Origin of the sequence: Veillonella fallax (assembly GCF_020687175.1) — a bacterium.
GTDB classification, from domain to species: Bacteria; Bacillota; Negativicutes; order Veillonellales; family Veillonellaceae; genus Veillonella; species Veillonella fallax.
The window spans coordinates 164,501-184,080 of record NZ_JAJEQD010000001.1 but is presented as its reverse complement, the minus strand read 5'-3'; the positions used below and the strand labels follow the sequence as shown (position 1 = coordinate 184,080).

General features: G+C 37.6%; 18 protein-coding genes. 1 reads left to right on the top strand and 17 read right to left on the bottom strand.

The genetic code is table 11. The features are described 5' to 3' along the window. The first annotated feature begins 3 nt into the window (after positions 1 to 3). The gene (gene lgt, locus LKD20_RS00840) at positions 4 to 828 is read left to right on the top strand and encodes a prolipoprotein diacylglyceryl transferase (protein ID WP_227720454.1); all 825 of its coding nucleotides are present in this window, start codon (positions 4 to 6) and stop codon (positions 826 to 828) included. Between the two features lie 114 nt (positions 829 to 942). Here lgt and trmFO read toward each other — a convergent pair whose 3' ends face one another. The 17 genes from trmFO to LKD20_RS00755 form a co-directional block, all read right to left on the bottom strand. Continuing rightward, the gene (gene trmFO, locus LKD20_RS00835) at positions 943 to 2,259 is read right to left on the bottom strand and encodes a methylenetetrahydrofolate--tRNA-(uracil(54)-C(5))-methyltransferase (FADH(2)-oxidizing) TrmFO (RefSeq protein WP_227720451.1); all 1,317 of its coding nucleotides are present in this window, start codon (positions 2,257 to 2,259) and stop codon (positions 943 to 945) included. Beyond that, entirely contained in the window at positions 2,252 to 4,651 is a 2,400-nt protein-coding gene (topA, locus tag LKD20_RS00830; protein WP_227720449.1) for a type I DNA topoisomerase, read from the bottom strand. The genes trmFO and topA overlap by 8 nt, the downstream gene beginning before the upstream one ends. Continuing rightward, positions 4,641 to 5,888: a DNA-processing protein DprA gene (dprA, locus tag LKD20_RS00825; RefSeq protein WP_227720447.1), complete on the bottom strand. Its 1,248-nt coding sequence runs from the start codon at positions 5,886 to 5,888 to the stop codon at positions 4,641 to 4,643. The genes topA and dprA overlap by 11 nt, the downstream gene beginning before the upstream one ends. A gap of 8 nt (positions 5,889 to 5,896) precedes the next feature. Beyond that, on the bottom strand, positions 5,897 to 7,534 hold the full coding sequence (locus tag LKD20_RS00820; protein ID WP_227720444.1) for a YifB family Mg chelatase-like AAA ATPase: 1,638 nt from the start codon (positions 7,532 to 7,534) through the stop codon (positions 5,897 to 5,899). A gap of 11 nt (positions 7,535 to 7,545) precedes the next feature. After that, positions 7,546 to 7,944 carry a YraN family protein gene (locus LKD20_RS00815; protein ID WP_227720441.1) on the bottom strand — a complete coding sequence of 133 codons (399 nt, stop codon included), beginning with the start codon at positions 7,942 to 7,944 and terminating at the stop codon, positions 7,546 to 7,548. Positions 7,945 to 8,168: 224 nt separating this feature from the next. Then, positions 8,169 to 8,966: a ribonuclease HII gene (gene rnhB, locus LKD20_RS00810; protein ID WP_227720439.1), complete on the bottom strand. Its 798-nt coding sequence runs from the start codon at positions 8,964 to 8,966 to the stop codon at positions 8,169 to 8,171. Beyond that, on the bottom strand, positions 8,959 to 9,864 hold the full coding sequence (gene ylqF, locus LKD20_RS00805; protein WP_227720437.1) for a ribosome biogenesis GTPase YlqF: 906 nt from the start codon (positions 9,862 to 9,864) through the stop codon (positions 8,959 to 8,961). The genes rnhB and ylqF overlap by 8 nt, the downstream gene beginning before the upstream one ends. 67 nt (positions 9,865 to 9,931) lie before the next feature. Continuing rightward, the gene (gene rplS, locus LKD20_RS00800; protein WP_005377523.1) at positions 9,932 to 10,273 is read right to left on the bottom strand and encodes a 50S ribosomal protein L19; all 342 of its coding nucleotides are present in this window, start codon (positions 10,271 to 10,273) and stop codon (positions 9,932 to 9,934) included. A gap of 131 nt (positions 10,274 to 10,404) precedes the next feature. Beyond that, positions 10,405 to 10,791, bottom strand: coding sequence for a MarR family winged helix-turn-helix transcriptional regulator (locus LKD20_RS00795; RefSeq protein WP_227720430.1), 387 nt, complete (start codon positions 10,789 to 10,791; stop codon positions 10,405 to 10,407). Between the two features lie 167 nt (positions 10,792 to 10,958). Further along, entirely contained in the window at positions 10,959 to 13,010 is a 2,052-nt protein-coding gene (glyS, locus tag LKD20_RS00790) for a glycine--tRNA ligase subunit beta (RefSeq protein ID WP_227720427.1), read from the bottom strand. A gap of 1 nt (position 13,011) precedes the next feature. After that, on the bottom strand, positions 13,012 to 13,887 hold the full coding sequence (glyQ, locus tag LKD20_RS00785; RefSeq protein ID WP_039969172.1) for a glycine--tRNA ligase subunit alpha: 876 nt from the start codon (positions 13,885 to 13,887) through the stop codon (positions 13,012 to 13,014). A 338-nt stretch (positions 13,888 to 14,225) separates the two neighbouring features. Beyond that, positions 14,226 to 14,807, bottom strand: a complete 582-nt coding sequence (locus LKD20_RS00780; protein ID WP_227720425.1) for a hypothetical protein — start codon at positions 14,805 to 14,807, stop codon at positions 14,226 to 14,228. A gap of 23 nt (positions 14,808 to 14,830) precedes the next feature. After that, positions 14,831 to 16,087, bottom strand: a complete 1,257-nt coding sequence (locus LKD20_RS00775) for an AAA family ATPase (protein WP_227720424.1) — start codon at positions 16,085 to 16,087, stop codon at positions 14,831 to 14,833. A gap of 142 nt (positions 16,088 to 16,229) precedes the next feature. Beyond that, entirely contained in the window at positions 16,230 to 17,549 is a 1,320-nt protein-coding gene (locus LKD20_RS00770; protein WP_227720421.1) for an amidohydrolase, read from the bottom strand. Positions 17,550 to 17,681: 132 nt separating this feature from the next. Beyond that, positions 17,682 to 18,143 carry a hypothetical protein gene (locus LKD20_RS00765; protein ID WP_227720420.1) on the bottom strand — a complete coding sequence of 154 codons (462 nt, stop codon included), beginning with the start codon at positions 18,141 to 18,143 and terminating at the stop codon, positions 17,682 to 17,684. Beyond that, entirely contained in the window at positions 18,136 to 18,939 is an 804-nt protein-coding gene (locus LKD20_RS00760) for a DUF3100 domain-containing protein (protein ID WP_119206430.1), read from the bottom strand. The genes LKD20_RS00765 and LKD20_RS00760 overlap by 8 nt, the downstream gene beginning before the upstream one ends. Before the next feature lie 96 nt (positions 18,940 to 19,035). Beyond that, positions 19,036 to 19,557: a hypothetical protein gene (locus LKD20_RS00755; RefSeq protein ID WP_227720417.1), complete on the bottom strand. Its 522-nt coding sequence runs from the start codon at positions 19,555 to 19,557 to the stop codon at positions 19,036 to 19,038. Between the last annotated feature and the right edge of the window lie 23 nt (positions 19,558 to 19,580).

The following is a 19,580-nucleotide window of genomic DNA, read 5'->3' as shown; positions in this document are numbered from 1 at the left end:
TATATGCATCAATATCTATTTTTTATAGGTGACTTTCCTATCAGAGCCTATGGTGCCATGTTAGCCTTAGCTATCATCTGTGGTGCCTCGGTTGCCTATGTATTATTAAAAAAAGATGGTCGTGGTTGGCATGAACATATCATCGACTTTTCCATTACTGTTGCCGTAGCGGGTCTCATCGGCGCTAGATTATGGGATGTATTCTTCTTTGATTGGCACTATTATGGCAATCATTTACTAGAAATTCCCTTTGTATGGCAAGGTGGTATGGCCATCCAAGGCGGCGTTGTATTAGGAACCATTGCAGGCTACTGGTACTTACGTAAAAATAATATCGACTTTTGGGCCTTTGCCGATTTATTCGCACCAGCATTGATTTTGGCACAATCTGTAGGCCGTATGGCAAATCTTTTAAACGGTGATGCTTTCGGTCATCCTACGGGCGGTAATTTTGGTATTCTTTACCCTGAAAGCACGTTGGCTCATCGCACCTACGGCAATCAACCATTATGGCCAGCCGAAATCTGGGAAGGTCAAATCGATATTCTTATCTTTGTTGCCCTCCTATTATTTAGCTCCTTTAAACATGCTAAAGGTCAAGTATTCGTGCTTTATGCGATTCTCTATTCTACGGCTAGATTCTTCCTTGAATTTTTGCGCGGTGACTATGTAAACTTAACATTAGGCTTAAAATCTGCTCAAATGACTAGCTTGATTGTCATCATCATTGGTATCTGTGTATTTATCTATCTAGGCTATCTAGAAAAGAAAAATCAAAAAATAATTGTTGCTACAGAGACTACAGTTAAAACTAAAAAACGTAAATAAAACAGTAAATAATGAAAAATCCTTCATTCCTAGGTATGTGAATGAAGGATTTTTTATGTAAGTCATAATTTACGATTGACCTAACAAGCTAAATCAATACGTAAATAACTTATCTTATAAATTTTCTTTAGCTTTTAATGCATCCAGTTCTTCTAATGCTCGATTAGCAATGAGTGCATTTTTCTCTTTTTTCTTACGTACTTTTTGAGGCCATGGATCCATGATGCCAAAGTTGACATTCATCGGTTGGAAGTTAGACCCTTCGTAGTTAGAAATATAGTGGCTAAGGGAGCCGATCGCCGTAGTTTTAGGGAAATCAATAAATGAGCGTTCCTCTAAATAACGATCTACTTGAAGACCTACCATAAGACCACTCGCAGCAGATTCTAAATACCCTTCTACGCCTGTCATTTGACCAGCGAAGAATAAACGCGGTTCCTTTTTAAGTTGGAACGCATGATTCAACAACTCAGGAGAATTGATATACGTATTGCGATGCATAACGCCATAACGAGCGAATTCTGCGTTTTCAAGGCCTGGAATCATACCAAATACACGCTTTTGTTCGCCCCATTTTAAATGAGTTTGGAAGCCTACCAAGTTAAACATGGTGCCTTCTTTATTCTCCTTACGCAATTGTACTACTGCATAAGATTCCTCATTAGTCCGTTTATCTACTAAACCAACTGGTTTAAGTGGACCATAGCGCAATGTGTCTTCCCCGCGGCTGGCCATGATTTCTACAGGCATACAACCTTCAAAGTAGATTTCCTTTTCAAAATCCTTTGGTTGCACAGCTTCAGCTGTAGTGAGTTCATGCCAGAATGCTTTATATTCCTCTTCTGTCATAGGACAGTTAAGGTAATCTGCATCGCCCTTGTCGTAACGAGATGCAGCAAATACTTTGTCGTAATTTAAAGATTCTGCCGTAACAATAGGAGCTGCTGCATCGTAGAAATAAAAACCTGTTTCACCTGTTAAGGCTTTAATCTTATCGCCTAATGCTTCAGACGTAAGTGGACCAGAAGCAAAGATAACAGTGCCTTCAGCAGGAATCTCAGTTACCTCTTCATTGTGAACTGTAATATTAGGATGTCCCTTTATCTTCTCAGTCACCATTTCACTAAACAAATGACGATCAACGGCCAAGGCACCACCGGCAGGTACAGCAGTCGCATCAGCACATTCCATAATCAGGGAACCTAAACGACGCATTTCTTCTTTTAAAAGACCTACTGCATTTTCAATATTGCCAGCTCGCAAGGAGTTACTACATACGAGCTCTGCAAATTGATCTGTTTGGTGCGCAGGAGAACTCTTCAGGGGGCGCATTTCATATAAGTCTACATGAATGCCACGATTAGCGAGTTGCCAAGCCGCCTCAGAACCTGCTAGGCCCGCACCAATAACAATAACATTTTTATTATTCAACTGTTGTTTCCTCTTTTTTAGCTTTGCTAGACTTTTTTGATTCTTTAGATTTTTCTGATTCTTTAGATTCTTTTACAGTTTCTTCACTAGCTTCGCTTTTTTTCTTTCTTGTTTTCTTTGGTGGTCTAGTTGGACATGTTTCATTGGAACAGAACTTTTTAGTTGTACCATTTTTATATGTCTTTTCAACCATAATAGAACCACATGTTTCACAGAATTCATGGGTTGGTTTATCCCATAATGTAAAGTCACATTGTGGATATCGATTACAGCCGTAGAATAGACGACCACGACGAGACTTACGCTCTACGATTTCCCCATCCTTACATTTAGGGCAAGTTACACCTGTACCTACTGTAATAGGTTTAGTATTTTTACATTCTGGAAAGTTAGAACATGCTAGAAACTTACCATAGCGACCAAATTTATATACCATTGGGCTATTACAAAGTTCACAAGTTTCATCACTTTCCATGGATGCAATTTCAATGCGATCTACATCGCTCGCATCTTCTAGCTCTTTAGCGAATACTTCATAGAAATCAGACAATACCTTTAGATATGTATCCTTACCGGATGCAATAGCGTCAAGTTCTTCTTCAAGATCGCGAGTAAAACCTGTATTGATAATTTTTTCAAAGTACGCGATCAAGAAATCTACCACTACAAAGCCTAACTCTGTAGGAACGAATTGCTTATTCGTATTCTCTACATAGTTACGACTTACGATTGTATCTAAAATTGGCGCATACGTACTAGGACGACCAATACCGAGTTCTTCTAGTGTTTTGATAAGACTCGCCTCAGAGTAACGTGGAGGTGGTTGCGTGAAATGTTGTTCAGGCAATACCTCTACTGTATGAGCAGCATCATTCTTTTTAAGAGCTGGCAATTGAGGAACATCCTCTTTTTTCGCATCTTCATAAACGGCACTAAAACCAGGGAAGATTACGCGAGAGCCTGTCGCTTTAAATGTGTAATCATCATGAACGGTCAATTCAATGGTTGTAGATTCGTTTTGTTGTGGTGCCATTTGGCTCGCCATAAAACGATTCCAAATCAATGTGTATAATTTAAGCTCATCACGGCTCAAGAAGGGCTCTACCATTTTAGGTGTTAGCTCTAAAGATGTAGGGCGAATCGCTTCGTGCGCATCTTGAGCAGAACCTTTTGCACCATACATATTAGGTTTAGAAGGATAATAATCTTCACCATAGTTACGAATAATATAGTCCTTAGCCATGACCTGCATCTCTTTAGAGATACGCGTAGAGTCTGTACGCATGTACGTAATCAAACCTACGTGGCCATAGGAACCGATTTCAAGACCTTCGTAAAGATGTTGCGCAATCATCATGGTACGCTTCGCACCAAAGTTTAATTTACGCACACCATCTTGTTGCAATGTAGATGTTGTAAAGGGAGGTGCTGCTTTACGAGAACGTTTGCGCTTTTCAATATTTGTCACTACTGCATCGGCTCCGCCAATAGCATCTACTACGGCTTGCGCTTCACTTTCAGTAGTAATATCGATTTTTTCACCTTTAATATGAGTCAATTCTGCTGTGAAAGCCTCTTTTTTAGGCGTTTCAAAATTGCCTTCAATGGTCCAATATTCTTGTGGCACGAAAGCTTGAATTTCTCGCTCTCTTTCACAGATAAGTCGAACTGCAACGGATTGCACACGACCGGCACTAAGGCCTTTACAAACCTTTTTCCATAATAAAGGGCTCAATTTATAGCCTACGATGCGGTCCAATACACGGCGTGCTTGTTGGGCATCAACCATGTTCATATCGATAGTACGTGGAGATTCTAAGGCTTCCGCTACGGCATTTTTAGTAATCTCATTGAACGTAATACGACATGTAGACGTTGGATCTACATTTAATATGTACGCTAAATGCCAAGAAATAGCTTCCCCTTCCCGGTCAGGGTCAGTTGCGAGCAATACGGCGCTACTTTCATCAGCATAGGAAACGAGTTCATCTATAACCTTTTTACGAGTTACTAGATTGCTATAGCGCGGTGTAAAGCCATGCTCTATATCGATACCCATTTGAGATTTAGGCAAATCTCGTAAGTGGCCCATACTTGCTTTTACCACATAGTTTGGACCTAAGAATTTTTCAATTGTTTTAGATTTAGCAGGAGATTCTACGATAACCAATACTTTGCCTTCAGGATTATATACACGAGGTTCCCGTTGTTCAGGTGGCACAGAGGTTTGTAGCACAGACTTGTCCCGTACAATCCCCATAGGAGTAAGAGCCTCTTTGGCAACCTTACGTTTTATCGTAGTATTCTCTTTCTTAGTACTTTTCTTTTTAGTATCTTTACTAGTACTAGCTACTTTTGGCTCGCCAATAACGATTGATCGTTTAATGGACAAGTATATCACTCCTAGTCATATTAATATAGCCTCTCGGCGGTTGATGCTCTATAGCCCCTTCTAGCTCTAATTCTAGTAATAAGGGCTGCAATTGTTGCAATGGAATATGAGTTACTTTCAAAATATCACTAACAGTAATACATCGATCATGAGGTATTTCACTCAAGATTAAACTCTTATCCAAACTAAAGCTTAACATAGACGGCCCATGACTATCAACACCCTTACAAGTATTACTCGATAAATCCCCCTCTTTTACATGACTATGTTCCTCTTTCTTTGACTCTGAAAGTTTCTTTTTTGACGGTGAAAGTTTCTCTTCTGTGGCGAAAAAATCCCGCAATGTTAAATGATATTGTTCCACAATATCCTCATATCCAGTTAATACATACGCACCATTTCGCATAAGAAACTTATTACCATCCGCTGTATGATCCAATAAATTACAAGGTACTACAAATACATCTCGACCTTCACTAACAGCCATATCTGCTGTAATTAAAGAGCCACTACTAGCCTTAGCCTCTACTACGATTACACCTCGACTTAGGCCACTAATAATACGGTTTCGCGCAGGAAAATGTTTAGCTGATGGCGGTGTACCTGGAGGATATTCAGATAGGAGTAACCCATTATTAGCCAGAACTCTATCAAATAATTTGGAATTTTCCCTAGGATATACAATATCTAATCCACATCCCATAACAATAATACCGTAACCCTGACTTGCTAGTAAGCCTTCATGACCATGCGAATCAATACCACGAGCACCGCCACTCACAATTATAGTACTGTATTTACCCAATTCTTTCCCTAACATTCTCGCCACATTCCGCCCATATAATGAGCACCGTCGAGCTCCTACAATAGCAATACGGTTCAGTCTTTTATCTAATAAGGCTCGATTACCTCGCATAAACAATATAGCCGGTGGATTATAGATTTGTTCTAACATAGATGGAAAATCCTTATCTAAATAGGTGGTAACATCCATCTTATATTCGTCTAGTTTTTGGATAATATAATCTAGTCTTTCATCCTTAGCCGATGCTGCAATAGCACGTTTATCGCCTACAGAAATATGAGAATAAGGTTTTAAATTTTCAACCTTCTTAACAGCTTGCCAAGCTTCATAAGGTCCTCCAAAATCATCAATAAAACTTCGTACATGTGTAGCGCCTACATTATATAAACTTTGTAGGCCTGCAATATAAATAGTGTCGTCATATCTTGTCATTATATTACCTATTTTCCCGTTCTAAATAACATGGCTTCAGAAATATGATGTGGTTCCACTTGTGGGTTTCCCTCAAGGTCTGCTATGGTACGAGCAACCTTTAATATGCGATCAAAAGCACGTCCACTTAAATGGAAATGATCAAATATATTGCCTAATACACTCCATGCCTTATCGGTAATATGGCAAAGCTCACTTATGGCCTTATGCGGTACGGCACCATTAGAGCTAAAATCTAGGCCTTCATACCGTTTCTGTTGCATAGAGGTCGCCATAACAACTTGTTCTCTCATACTTTCACTAGTCATCGTTGACGACGAAGTATCTAATAATTGCTCTAATGTGGGCCTTTCAACAGGTATGTGCAAATCGATGCGATCCATAATAGGCCCAGATAATCGTTGCTGATAATTTTTAACCATTGTTTCCGTACATACACACTCTTTATAAGGATCATGATAATAGCCACAAGGACATGGATTAGCCGCCAATATACAAATAAAATCGGCAGGATATATGTAATTACCTTGAGAACGATTGATGGTAATTGTCCGTGATTCTAAAGGTTGCCTAAGCGCATCGATAACTTGACGTTGAAATTCAGGTGCCTCATCCATAAATAGAACACCTCCGTGAGCAAGGGTTACCTCACCTGGTCGACCTTGAATACCGCCTCCTACCATACTCGCTAAAGTGGCCGTATGATGGGGATGTCTAAAAGGACGAGTTGTAACCAATCCCGTGTCACCTAATAATCCTATTACGTCTTGTATACGACTCACTTCAATGATTTCATTCCATGTCATAGGTGGTAATATGGTCGGCAATCTCTCAGCCATCATCGTTTTACCACCACCTGGTGGACCTATCATAATACAATGATGATGACCTGCAGCACTGATGAGCATAGCTCGTTTTCCAAGCTCTTGCCCCTGTACATCACTAAAATCTACTGTATATGTTTGATTGGAGCCTATATCTACACGACAATCTTCATTCATATAATCTACAGGATCATATGACTCTAACAATTCCGTTGATTGATTATGGATTTGATTTGCCGAACTTGTAGATTTGTTGATAGTCCCTTTATTTCCTTTAACGGTCTTTGATTTAACTAGTTTCTCTAAAATAGAAATAATATGTAGTAATGAAGATTCCCCATAAATGGAAAGCTTTGGTATGGCTTTTAAATTATGACCATTTTCAACACTTGTAAATATAGTTGAATAATTAGAAACCAAGCCTGCAAGGGACATAGCCAAGGTTCCAAAGGTTGGTAATAGTAATCCATCTAAAGCTAGCTCCCCCATAAATAAACTGTTTTTTAATAAAGCTGAAATACTAGCTTTGCGCCCCTTTATCTGTCCCGATGCAATGAGAACACCCAATGCAATAGCTAAATCGAGTCCTGCACTACTTTTACGAATCGTAGCAGGTGCTAGATTCACTACAATACGTCTCATAGGGAATTCATAGCCACTATTTTTGATGGCGGCCCTCACGCGTTCGCGAGCTTCCTTAACCGATTGATTAGGTAAACCTACAATGTCAAAGACCGGCAAGCCTTGAGATATATCAACTTCAACTGTAATAATGCATCCATCTATGCCATGTAAAGTGGCTCCATATAGTTTTGCATACATAGGCAACCTCTCTAAAAGCACTGCGGCAAATAATGAATAGAACTTTGAAAGTCTTCATGTAAGTACACTTCAATTACATCAAAGGATAACTCTTTCCAGCGCCGTCTTTTCTGATGAAGATCATATAGAAACAACATAGCAGCTCGTTTTATATGCTTTTGTTTCTTCTTTGTCACCGCCTCTCGAGCTAATCCATGCTGCATACCACGGCGGGCTTTAATCTCAATAAAATGATAGATTAAATCGCGTTTGGCAATGATATCAATTTCTCCTAACCGGGTTCTATAATTCGTATCTACAACTGTAAGGCCTATTTTTTCAATATATTTAATGGCCACCCGTTCGCCCCATTTTCCAAGCTCCTTTGAATCTAGTTCATTAAATGCTTTACCTGTACTAATCGTTTTCATATATACCTCCTATTTAAGTGTAGTAACCACAATAACGTATAGAATATGTATCACTCAATCTACATCTAAACTTTCAACAGGTAACACTTACTTGTAGCGTAGAATATGGAGACTATAAAAGTAAATACAAAAGAGGTTCCTAATAGTCACATCGGTGACCAATAGGAACCTCTTTACGGTTATAAACTATATACAATTTATATGATAAATTTACGTTAATATAATCAATCAGGTTTAACCCAACGAACGATAGATTTAATAGGTTCAAAGCTCTTTCGATGTAGTGGTGTTACACCTTGTTGTTCAACAGCTTCTTTATGTAACTCCGTATAATAGCCTTTATGAATACCAAATCCATAACCAGGGTATTCATCATCAAGGCTCTTCATATATCGATCTCGCGTAACCTTTGCAATGATGGATGCAGCAGCAATATTAGCGCTTTTACTATCACCCTTAATTATGGACTCCACAGGAATCATCAAATCAGGCAATTTCATAGCATCGGCTACTACTGCTTCAGCGGGTACGCTTAGCGTGCGAATCGCCTCATACATAGCTTGTCGCGTTGCTTCATATATGTTTAGCTCATCGATTATTTCTGGGCCGTAGGAAATACAGCTTACTGCTACCGCTTCTTTCATGATGATATCGTAGAGGGTTTCACGCTTTTCTTCAGTTAGCTTTTTAGAGTCATTTAAACCAGGAATCAATGTCATAGGCGGCAATATAACGGCCGCTACCGTTACAGGACCTGCAATAGGACCACGGCCTACCTCATCGACACCAGCTACATGATACATACCTTGATCGTAGAACATACCTTCATAGTCATACATGCTCATGAGGCGTTGTTGTTCTTTTAACTCTTTTTCTTGGCGCTTAATGTAAGAAGCGGCCAATTTTTGTACAGAAATACGAGTATCCTCTTGGGCTAAAGGTAAAATCTCTAAGGCTTGTTCAGTTTCAAAAAGAGCTTTTATATCTGCCACTTTTAATTTACTAAATGTATCCTTATCCATTTTGTGTGTCCTCACCATCATCAGGATAATATGGCTCTTCATCCACTTTGTCGAGTGTAATTGTACCAAGTTTAGTATTGCGGTAGTCTTGCAAGATAATGCGGCGTGCTTTATCAAAGTCTACTACGCCACCACTAACGAGACAACCACGACGACGGCCAATACTTTCAAGAATCGTATCTACATCCGACATCTCTTCTTCTTTTAATTTATAGCGCTCTACTAAAATATTTGGTGTATTCGTCAATAAGTGATTAATTAATTGTTTAATAACATGCTCTAAATCATACACATCATCAGAAACAGCACCTGTCATAGCAAGACGAGCCGCTGCGCGTTGGTCCTCTAATTTAGGCCACAATACACCTGGTGTATCGAGCAATTCAAGATTTTTACCGATCTTAACCCATTGTTGACCACGTGTATGACCAGCTTTGTTAGCTGTACGTGTTGCTGCAGAACCAGCTAAGGAGTTAATCAACGTAGATTTACCCACATTAGGAATACCTAAGATGATAGTACGTACAGAACGACTGCGAATGCCTTTGGCTACCCAGCGATCAATGATAGGCTTACTCAAACGCTCTACAGTAGATATTAACTTCTTGTTACCCTTACCAGATTTAGAATCGATGGCCAATACTGTGATACCTTGCTTAGTAAAAAACTCAGTCCATTCCTTTGTAGATTTAGGATCTGCTAAATCTACTTTATTTAATAGTACGATATGGGGTTTCTGACCAACGAGTTCTGTGATTACAGGGTTCGCACTAGAACGAGGAATACGTGCATCTAATAACTCGATAACTACGTCTACCTTTTTGATATACTCCGTAATCATACGTGTGGCTTTCGCCATATGCCCAGGGAACCAATGTACGATAGGTGAATCTGCCATAGTATTTCCTTTCATATCTAAATTTTAGCAAAAATAAAAGGCTGCCAACGGCAGCCTTTTATGAACATTAGCGTTTTTCGCGAATACGAGCAGCTTTACCAGTAAGGTTACGTAAGTAGTACAATTTAGCACGACGAACAACACCACGGCGCATAACTTCAATTTTAGCTAAGCGTGGGCTGTGAAGTGGGAATGTACGTTCTACACCTACACCGGATGCAATACGACGAACTGTGAAAGTTTCACGTACGCCACCGTTTTGACGTTTAATTACCAAACCTTCGAATACTTGGATACGTTCACGAGAACCTTCCACTACTTTTACGTGTACGCGAACTGTGTCACCAGCGCGGAAAGTAGGGATGTCTGTACGAAGTTGTTCTTGTTCAAGTACGTTAATAATGTTCATTGTTTCCTCCTGTTTGCAGACATTCAATACCTACACCTTATAGGCAGCGGACTGTCTCAAATTAACAGCAATATAGTATCATAAATCACGTACTGTTCGCAAGTATTTTCTATATAATTTTGAGAAACTAATTATTTACTTAAGATTGGGCGCTTTAACTTACCTAACAAGCGGTATAAATCATCTTTTTCATCATCAGAAAAATCAGAAAATAGTACATTAAGAAATTGGTCATATGAATGTAATAATGACTTACCTAATCGCTTGCCCTCTTCCGTAAGGCCTACTACAGAAATTCGTTTATCCATATAATCAATATGCTTTGTGACATACCCTAATTCAATAAGAATATCGGTCTGCTCTGATACTGTAGCAGGACGCATATTAAGAGCATCCACTAATTGTTTTTGAGATGCTCCTTCAGATCGCATATATAATTCTATAATTATTTTATCACGGGATTTTTCTTTACCACTTGGCACCTTACATAAGGCTTTATATAATTCATCATGATTCATGACAGTTATCTCCTCATACAACTTTGTATATTATAAGATATTCGCCATGGTCTCAAAAATTCCTGCATAAAATTTGTATATTCTTCGTAAAAGCAAAAGAGGTACCAAACGGTACCTCTTCTTTCATATATTACTGTAAAAGTTTTATCTATCTAATACACAATATATTATTTTAATGCACTAATATCACCGATAATAGCCATTACGCTGTACGCTAAGCGAACAAGTTGTAGACGGTTAGCTTTAATAGCTTCGTCTTTATCCATAACCATTACATCTTCAAAGAATTTGTTGATTGCTGGAACCAAAGTAGCTGGAACTGCTACAACTGCAGCATAATCATTAGCTTCCCATGCTGCTAGGCTAGCTTCGGATGCTTTAGAAGCAGCTTCGAACAATGCTTTTTCCGCATCTTCTTTCAACAAGTCGCTATTAACGCCTGTATATTCTACATCTTTTACAAGATTGTACATACGAGTATAAGCTTGAACAAGCTCAACGTTTTCATCGATGCGGTTTGCTAACAATGCATTTACAAGACCTTCTGCATCAGCAACGGACAATTCGTTGTTGGACAACAACAAGTCGATGACATGATGAGGCACTTCACGATCAAGGAAGATGTTTTTCAAACGAAGTGTGAAGAATTCTTCTACTTGGCCAAGTAATTCGTCTTGTTTTTCAGCTGGTACATTAAGCAATTCCATAGAAGATTTGAAGATTGGACGCAAGCTGATATTCCACTCACTACCAAGTAAGATGTTCAAAATACCAATAGTTTGACGACGCAATGCATATGGATCTTGAGAACCTGTAGGGATTAAACCACGGCTGAAAGTAGCAACGATGTTATCTACTTTATCGATGATAGACAATACTTTACCTGCTTCTGTTTGAGGCAATACATCACCTGCAAAGCGTGGTAAATATTGTTCGAAAATAGCTTCTGCTACCTCAGGAGATTCACCATCAAGTAAAGCGTATTCTTTACCCATTACACCTTGTAATTCTGTGAACTCTGTAACCATACCTGTTGTAAGGTCAGTTTTAGCAAGCTCTGTAGCGCGTTCCAATACAACAGCTGCATCTTCGTGCAAGCCACATTCTTCGCCAAATACACGGCCCAATTTAAGCAAGCGTTCAGTTTTATCTGCTAAGTTACCAAGACCTTCTTGGAATACGATTTTAGTCAAACCATCTTGACGATCGATAAGAGGTTTCTTACGGTCTTCATTGAAGAAGAATTTAGCATCATCAAGACGTGCACGCAATACACGTTCATTACCAGCTTGCACTACTTCGATGGAATGATTGGAGCCATTACGAACTGTTAAGAACATTGGCAACAATTTGCCCTCTTGGTCAACTAATGGGAAGTAACGTTGATGGTCTTTCATTGGTGTAATAATAGCTGCATCAGGAAGTGCCAAGTAGGACTCCTCGAAGCCACCGCACAATGCTGTAGGCCATTCAACAAGATAGTTAATTTCTTCTAATAAATCATCATCCCAAACGATGGATGCATTTTTAGAAGCTGCTATATCATGTAATTGTTTGGAAATCAACTCACGACGAGCGTCTTGATCAACCATAACAAAGTTTTCTTTTAATGTGTCTACATAGGATGCTGCATTTTTGATAGTGATTTCATCAGCACCTAAGAAGCGATGTCCACGTGTTACATTACCAGATTTTACAGTAGCAAATTCTACAGGAATTACTTCTTCATCAAGTAATGCTACAAGCCAACGTACAGGACGTACGAATTTAGCATCTAAATTACCCCAATGCATGGATTTAGGGAAATTAAGACCTGTAATCAATTGTGGCAACATGTCTGTAACAATATCTTTTGCAGGTACGCCTGCCGTTTTAGTTTCAGCGTAAATATAGCCGTCTTCTACAACGAGATCAGCTACATCAAGACCTTTACCACGAGCAAAGCCGATAGCTGCTTTTGTAGCATTGCCGTCAGCATCATAGGCGATGGATGCAGAAGGACCTTTATGACGTTCACTGATTTCAGCAGATGTGTCAGCAAGACCTTTCACGATAAGAGCCAAACGACGTGGTGTACCATAGGTTGCGATGCTTTCAAAAGGAAGATGGGCATCATTTAATTTTGTTTCAGCCAATTGTTTCAATTGACCTAAGATATTTGGCATAAAGCCGGCAGGAATTTCTTCTGCACCGATTTCAAATAATAAATCCTTTGCCATCTTATTTATCTCCTTTCAAAAGTGGGAAACCTAATTCTTCGCGTTTAGCAAGGTATTGCTGTGCACAAATACGAGCTAATGCACGTACGCGGCCGATGAAAGCAGTACGTTCGCTGATAGAAATAGCACCACGGGAATCAAGCAAGTTGAATGTGTGGGAACATTTCAATACATAGTCGTAAGCTGGTAATACATAGCCCGCTTCGCAAACGCGTTTTGCTTCTGCTTCGTACATATCAAACAATTTGAATAGCATATCTGTATCAGCTAATTCAAAGTTATATACGGATTGCTCAACTTCATTGGCATGCCAAACATCGCCGTATGTAACGTTTTCATTCCATTTAAGATCATATACGTTTTCTACGCCTTGAATGTACATAGCTAAACGTTCTAAACCATATGTAATTTCAACGGATACTGGTTTACAGTCGATGGAACCAACTTGTTGGAAATATGTGAACTGCGTTACTTCCATACCGTCGAGCCATACTTCCCAACCAAGTCCCCAAGCGCCCAATGTTGGAGATTCCCAGTTATCCTCAACAAAACGGATATCGTGATCTTCAGCGTGAATGCCTAATGTAGCCAAGGATTGTAAGTACAATTCTTGGATATTATCTGGAGATGGTTTCACAATAACTTGGAATTGATGATGTTGGAACAAACGGTTAGGGTTATCACCATAACGACCGTCTGCTGGACGACGAGAAGGCTCTACATAACATACAGCCCATGGTTCAGGACCAATAGCATGTAAGAATGTAGCAGGGTTCATTGTACCTGCGCCTTTTTCGATGTCATATGGATTTTGAACGATACAACCTTGATCGCTCCAGAATTTTTGTAGATTTAAAATAATCTCTTGAAATGTCATTGCTGCCTCCACTTTACACAACCGACATAAAATCAACCATTTCGTTACAAACAAAAAAGTCCCTGTAACGAAAAACGTTACAGGGACGAGTATACCCGCGGTTCCACCCTATTTGGCTTGCGCCCTCTTTTTTCTATGTTGGCCTTTACTAACAGATACCTGCGTTCCTGCCAATGCTCTACAGCGCCTTCAACCAAATGTGAGCTTACACCATCCTCACTCGCTAGAGAGGTTTACTACTCTGCTTCATCGCATATATTATACACAATATTGTAGCAATACAGAGGGAAAAATGTCAATAATATATAAAAATGTCCTTATATATATATATATTATTCTTAACAAGGAACATATTCATTTATAGAAGTCAAAAACTCATCAACAGTAAGTATTTTTATATCATGACATAATCTTAAAGTATTACAATAATCAACTATCCCTCTAAGACGCTCTTTTGATGGTGAGTCTAATCCTCCAAGTATATTAATTTCCCTATTTAAAGACTCATATCCATTATTAAACTCAGTAGATTCATCACCGGGATTAAAAACAAGTATAAACCTATATTTTAAATTTGATTGAGAAATAACAAAATCATTTAATATACATTTCTCAAAAAAATGTATTGTATCGGCTAACTTTCTTTTGGTTTTAGAACGAGTATCTTTATTTCTACAATCACTATTTTTAAACTCTATAAGGTTGATCCAGTTATTATTCTTAACTAATGCATCTACACTAGCAAAAGATTTAATCCTTAACTGATTACAAAAATTTTGCATAAATTTATCATAGTCATATGCAAATAACTCACATCTACACCATGAATTATCATTTCTACAATCATCTTTAGCTAATTCAGTGATAGTATTTAGTTCAGCATCATGATTATCTAGGAACTCTATGACTTGACAACACATAAAACAGCCCCCATATTATTAATCTAATTACAATCTAACTCATCAGAAATATTATTTAATATAGAAAAAGTATTAGCCATTTTCTGATAAATTTCAGTGGTATTTTCAACTTCAGAGAAAGTAATCAGTGAATCAGTTCCAATTTTTGATAAGTAGTATTTACATTTTTGATTAAGTTCATACTTTTTTGAAAAAACTTCTATAGCTCTCAAGAAGAATGGACTATGAGTAGTTAATAATATTGTTAAATCAAAATATTTTTGTAACAAAACCAATAGCTCAGCATATACAATTTGCCATTCAGGATGAAGATGAATTTCTGGTTCATCTAAAATAAGAATATCTCGATTTACTATTAGGTTATCAGTTATTAATTTCTTTATGATTAAAAATGACTTTAAACCTGTAGATAAATTAGAAACATTTATCCCTTCAGGATATTCATTATTTTTTAAAGTATATCGCCCATCTTTTTTTAAGATTAATTGGCCCTTTATAACTAAATTAATCATTTCTTCTATCTCTGCATACTTATCTTTAGCTATAATTTGCTCAATTATTTGTTCTTCGTCTTCCTTAGAATGTAATAACTTAATAAGGTTATTATTAATTTCATTACGACCTCTAAGAGAATTAGTTGATCTAATAATTCTAGAATCTATAATATAAGGATCATCTACATAAATGGCCTTATTAATTAATTTAATATCATCTTGAACAACTGTACAAGTATTTTCGATAAATTCAGCTTTAATGTGCTTGTTTTTTATTAGCAAATCAATATATGCTGATTCAGAAATACTCATATTATTAATTTGATTGTCAAATATATCATTAAAATAATTACTAATAATTTCAGCTTTTATTCTCTTAACATCTAATTCTTCAATCTCTTTCGAAGAATTATCAATCATGTTATCAATATTTGAACGTATAAACTCTAGAGTTCTATCAGATATTAACCCTTCTAAAAATTTTAATATAGATTGTGAACTCTGATAATTCCCACGTTTAAACATTTGTATTAAAGCTGGTGACCCAAGAATAATAGAATCATCCAAGTCATAAGTAGAGAGCTCTTTAAAGACTCTAGCAATAATTGCATCATATTTATATTTATCAATAGCCTCATTAATATTATTAAACTTTGAAAATAAAGCAAATAATACCTTGCCGATAGTACTTTTACCAGTATTATTATTACCAGCAACAACAGTAATTCCATTAAATTCTAAAGTAGCAGATTTTATTTTACCGATATTTTTTATTTCTAATTGCATTATCTTTCTCCACTACACCAATATAATAAAAATATATTTATATCATCTTCTATATAAAGATATCTGTCAAGAAGTCAATATAAAAATATGATGATTATGAATACTAAGTAAGTCTTATAATTTATAAAGTATACAATTGCTATTAAGTTCCCTTAGCAATACGATCTAAGAGTTCAATATAGCTTTGTTTGTTTAATGCTGGTGTAAAGTTGTCTAATACCTCTTTAGCGCCTGCTGCGTCATCATATAGTAAATCTACGATTGTCATAGCCAAGGCTTGTGCTGTTTTAATGTACGCTACGTCAGGTACAGAGATTTCATATTCTGCACTGTGTAGTACACCACTGATACAGCCAACCCATGGATGGATAACCGGCATCAAGTGAGATACGTCTCCCATATCTGTACTAGCTGTAATATGTGGACCTTGGTATACATTGGCTTTACCAAAGATAGGATTTGAATTTTCACGTAATAAAGCATTCATACGTTCATCATTACGCATTGGTAAATAACCAGGTAGGTCATTAATAACACATGTGGCCCCTACTGCATCGCCACCGGCTTTTAAGGCTCTGTTAACACGATGATTGCCATCTACAATAGCTTCAATATTAGAAGCACGCACGTAGCTTTCAACTTGAACATAATCAGGCACACAATTTACCAATGTACCCCCTTGATTAATAATGGGATGGAATCTGAAATAATCGCTTTCTTTGAAAGTTTCACGAATGGAGTTAACCCCCATAACACCCATCAAAGCAGCATTAAGAGCATTGATGCCTTCATGAGGTGCTTGAGCCGCATGAGCCACCTTGCCATGATACTCAATCAGCTTAGATACGAAACCATTAGAGGTGCTACCAAGCCCCATTTCACCAGCTGGAGTTTTGGCAGTCTCCACATGCATTTGCATAGCCATATCGATATCGTCAAAAGCACCTTCATAAATGAGCTGTTGCTTACCACCCATATACTTAAGCTTACCTTGTTCACGCAATTTATTGCGGTAATCAATTTCAATCATTTCCTCTGCAGGGACAGCAAATAGTACAACATCGCCTGCTAATTCGTCCATCACTGCTTGTAGGCCTATAGCTACGGCAAACATATTAGTAATTTGTACATTATGACCACAGCAATGAGCAGCCCCTGTTAAATCATCGGCACGAGGATGGCGAGGACAGAGAATGGCATCTAATTCTCCCACCATTGCAACCGTATATTTACTATCTCGGCCTTTCATTCTACCTTTTACACCTGTCAATGCATGCCCTGTAGTATAAGAAATGCCAAGTTCATCAAACATAGCTTGAACCTTTTTAGAGGTTTTTACCTCTTTAAAACCTAGTTCAGGTTCAGCCATAATAGATTCAGCCAATTCTCGTAAACGCGGTTGTGCATCAACAATAGCCTTACAAACACGTTGTTTAACTTCTTCCTTTGTCATACGGCTCATACTATCTCCTTTATAAAATCGACCGTATAAAATACGGTCGATCATGTCATCATGATATATAGATATCTTCTAAAATATAAATCTATAATTATATCTTAACATAATTTAGACATCTAACATTATGATTTTGTATTAAATTAAACCTTCTAAATGAAGTACTAATTGGGCTAATGCTGTTGCACAGATGAAAGTACCTGCTGTTACAGCTAGTGCAACAGGAATAATGCGCCACGATAAGCGACGGAATGCACCAAGGTCTTTCCCTAAGGATAAACCTGCATAAGCAAGTACTGGTGTTGTAGTAGCAAGGAATGTTACTTGGCTAGTTTTAGCAATGATCCATTCTTGACCAGGCATACCTGGTAAGGATGCAACAACACCGACTAAGGAAACCCAGAATACCATAGGTAATTTATTAGCATATGGCAAGTAAGATATCAAAGCACCAATCGTAGCAAGGGCTGCCAAGATAGCTACGCCAACTAAGCTATCACTAAATAGATGTTTACCATCCATTACATTACCTACTGCAGTAATGATAGCAGCAATACAAATAACGATGACAAATTGTGTTAATTTTTCGCTTTTACTCATGATTTGCTGCCTCCTCTGCTAAATCCTGTTCACGGGTACGCCCTGTAAAGAAGTTGTATGTTTTTTCCATAACTGGTAAAGAAACAAATAGGCCAAAGTATACGCCTAGAACGGTAGTTAACAAGTTTGCAGCCCCTGCAAGAGCCATAATTTGTTGTTCGTAATCCGGATAAACTGCAATGATTGGAGCCGTAGCGGCAGCCATCATACTAGCACTACCTACGCCAGCGCCCATAGCTAATGCCAATGGATGGAACCAACCAGATTGTGCCAACATACCAGCCAATACGGAGGACCACATAGCACCGATAAGAACGCCACAGATGTACATGCCCATAACACCACGGCCCTCAGGAGAGCTAAAGCCAAATTTGTCGATAATAATCGCTACGTTCGGCTCACGGTCTACGGAGTAACAAGCACCTACTGCTTCACGACGCATACCAACTAATAAAGCTACTGGTAAACCGAATACAATAGTACCAAAGAAATGACCAAGCTCTTGTAATAACAATGCCCAGCCTGCACTTGTAAGAATACCAAGATTTGGTCCGATACCTAAACCTACTTTTACCATCAAGATCATAACGGCAATACCGATATAATCAGCGGATTTTTCCATCTGTTTAATAGTAAGAATTTTAAACTTAGGAATAGAAATTAATAAACCTAGAACCAATGTGTACAATAATGGCAATAATACAACGGGACCTAGTTTTTTTATGCCTATAAATTCAGCGACTACAGTTAGTACGAGCGCTAGAAAATGTATTTTGAGATTTCCCAAAAGCTGCATAATGACCTCCTATAAAAACTTATAATATAACATTGTTATATTATAAATAATTGTTATTAAAAGTGTCAACTACAGATGTACAAATGTCTATTTGGATTATCTTTTTTCAATCATATAAATACCCTTTTCAGCATCAATTACCTTAATGATAATATTTTCTATCATTGATGGTTTCACTTTATGAAACCTTTGATCTTGTTCATCATAATAAATGGCCCATTCAGACATAGATGCCGGAATAGTGTCACTATCATAATCCTTTCCCCTCCAAATGGCATCATCTCTAAAATAACTTAGTCCATCTTTTACTAATTCTGTTTCTAAACAAAATTCCCCAGCTAAGCTAATATGATTATCTAATAGAAGATCTCTAACAATGATGGCTTCATATTCCCAACTTAAGAAACATAAATAGTCAAAGTATCTAAGTGCCATTTTTTGATCCCAACTATTATTTAAAACCATCGTTTGAAATAACTTATTTATTACCCCATAATCAGCAGATATATAATAGTCATTAGTTAAAAGAAAATTATATATCTGTTGAATTTCTTGTAAATCTAAAGTTTTATCTTCATTTATTTTTTCTATAGGCAACGAAGAGAATATTATATCCATTTAGTACCTCATATATATTTCAA

What these genes read in the sequence shown, in the direction of transcription:
- lgt (WP_227720454.1), top strand. Translation starts at nt 4, where the DNA reads ATGCATCAATATCTATTTTTTATAGGTGACTTTCCTATCAGAGCCTAT.
- dprA (WP_227720447.1), bottom strand. Translation starts at nt 5,888, where the DNA reads ATGACAAGATATGACGACACTATTTATATTGCAGGCCTACAAAGTTTA.
- LKD20_RS00820 (WP_227720444.1), bottom strand. Translation starts at nt 7,534, where the DNA reads ATGTATGCAAAACTATATGGAGCCACTTTACATGGCATAGATGGATGC.
- LKD20_RS00815 (WP_227720441.1), bottom strand. Translation starts at nt 7,944, where the DNA reads ATGAAAACGATTAGTACAGGTAAAGCATTTAATGAACTAGATTCAAAG.
- rnhB (WP_227720439.1), bottom strand. Translation starts at nt 8,966, where the DNA reads ATGGATAAGGATACATTTAGTAAATTAAAAGTGGCAGATATAAAAGCT.
- ylqF (WP_227720437.1), bottom strand. Translation starts at nt 9,864, where the DNA reads ATGGCAGATTCACCTATCGTACATTGGTTCCCTGGGCATATGGCGAAA.
- rplS (WP_005377523.1), bottom strand. Translation starts at nt 10,273, where the DNA reads ATGAACATTATTAACGTACTTGAACAAGAACAACTTCGTACAGACATC.
- LKD20_RS00795 (WP_227720430.1), bottom strand. Translation starts at nt 10,791, where the DNA reads ATGAATCATGATGAATTATATAAAGCCTTATGTAAGGTGCCAAGTGGT.
- glyS (WP_227720427.1), bottom strand. Translation starts at nt 13,010, where the DNA reads ATGGCAAAGGATTTATTATTTGAAATCGGTGCAGAAGAAATTCCTGCC.
- glyQ (WP_039969172.1), bottom strand. Translation starts at nt 13,887, where the DNA reads ATGACATTTCAAGAGATTATTTTAAATCTACAAAAATTCTGGAGCGAT.
- LKD20_RS00780 (WP_227720425.1), bottom strand. Translation starts at nt 14,807, where the DNA reads ATGTGTTGTCAAGTCATAGAGTTCCTAGATAATCATGATGCTGAACTA.
- LKD20_RS00775 (WP_227720424.1), bottom strand. Translation starts at nt 16,087, where the DNA reads ATGCAATTAGAAATAAAAAATATCGGTAAAATAAAATCTGCTACTTTA.
- LKD20_RS00770 (WP_227720421.1), bottom strand. Translation starts at nt 17,549, where the DNA reads ATGAGCCGTATGACAAAGGAAGAAGTTAAACAACGTGTTTGTAAGGCT.
- LKD20_RS00765 (WP_227720420.1), bottom strand. Translation starts at nt 18,143, where the DNA reads ATGAGTAAAAGCGAAAAATTAACACAATTTGTCATCGTTATTTGTATT.
- LKD20_RS00760 (WP_119206430.1), bottom strand. Translation starts at nt 18,939, where the DNA reads ATGCAGCTTTTGGGAAATCTCAAAATACATTTTCTAGCGCTCGTACTA.
- LKD20_RS00755 (WP_227720417.1), bottom strand. Translation starts at nt 19,557, where the DNA reads ATGGATATAATATTCTCTTCGTTGCCTATAGAAAAAATAAATGAAGAT.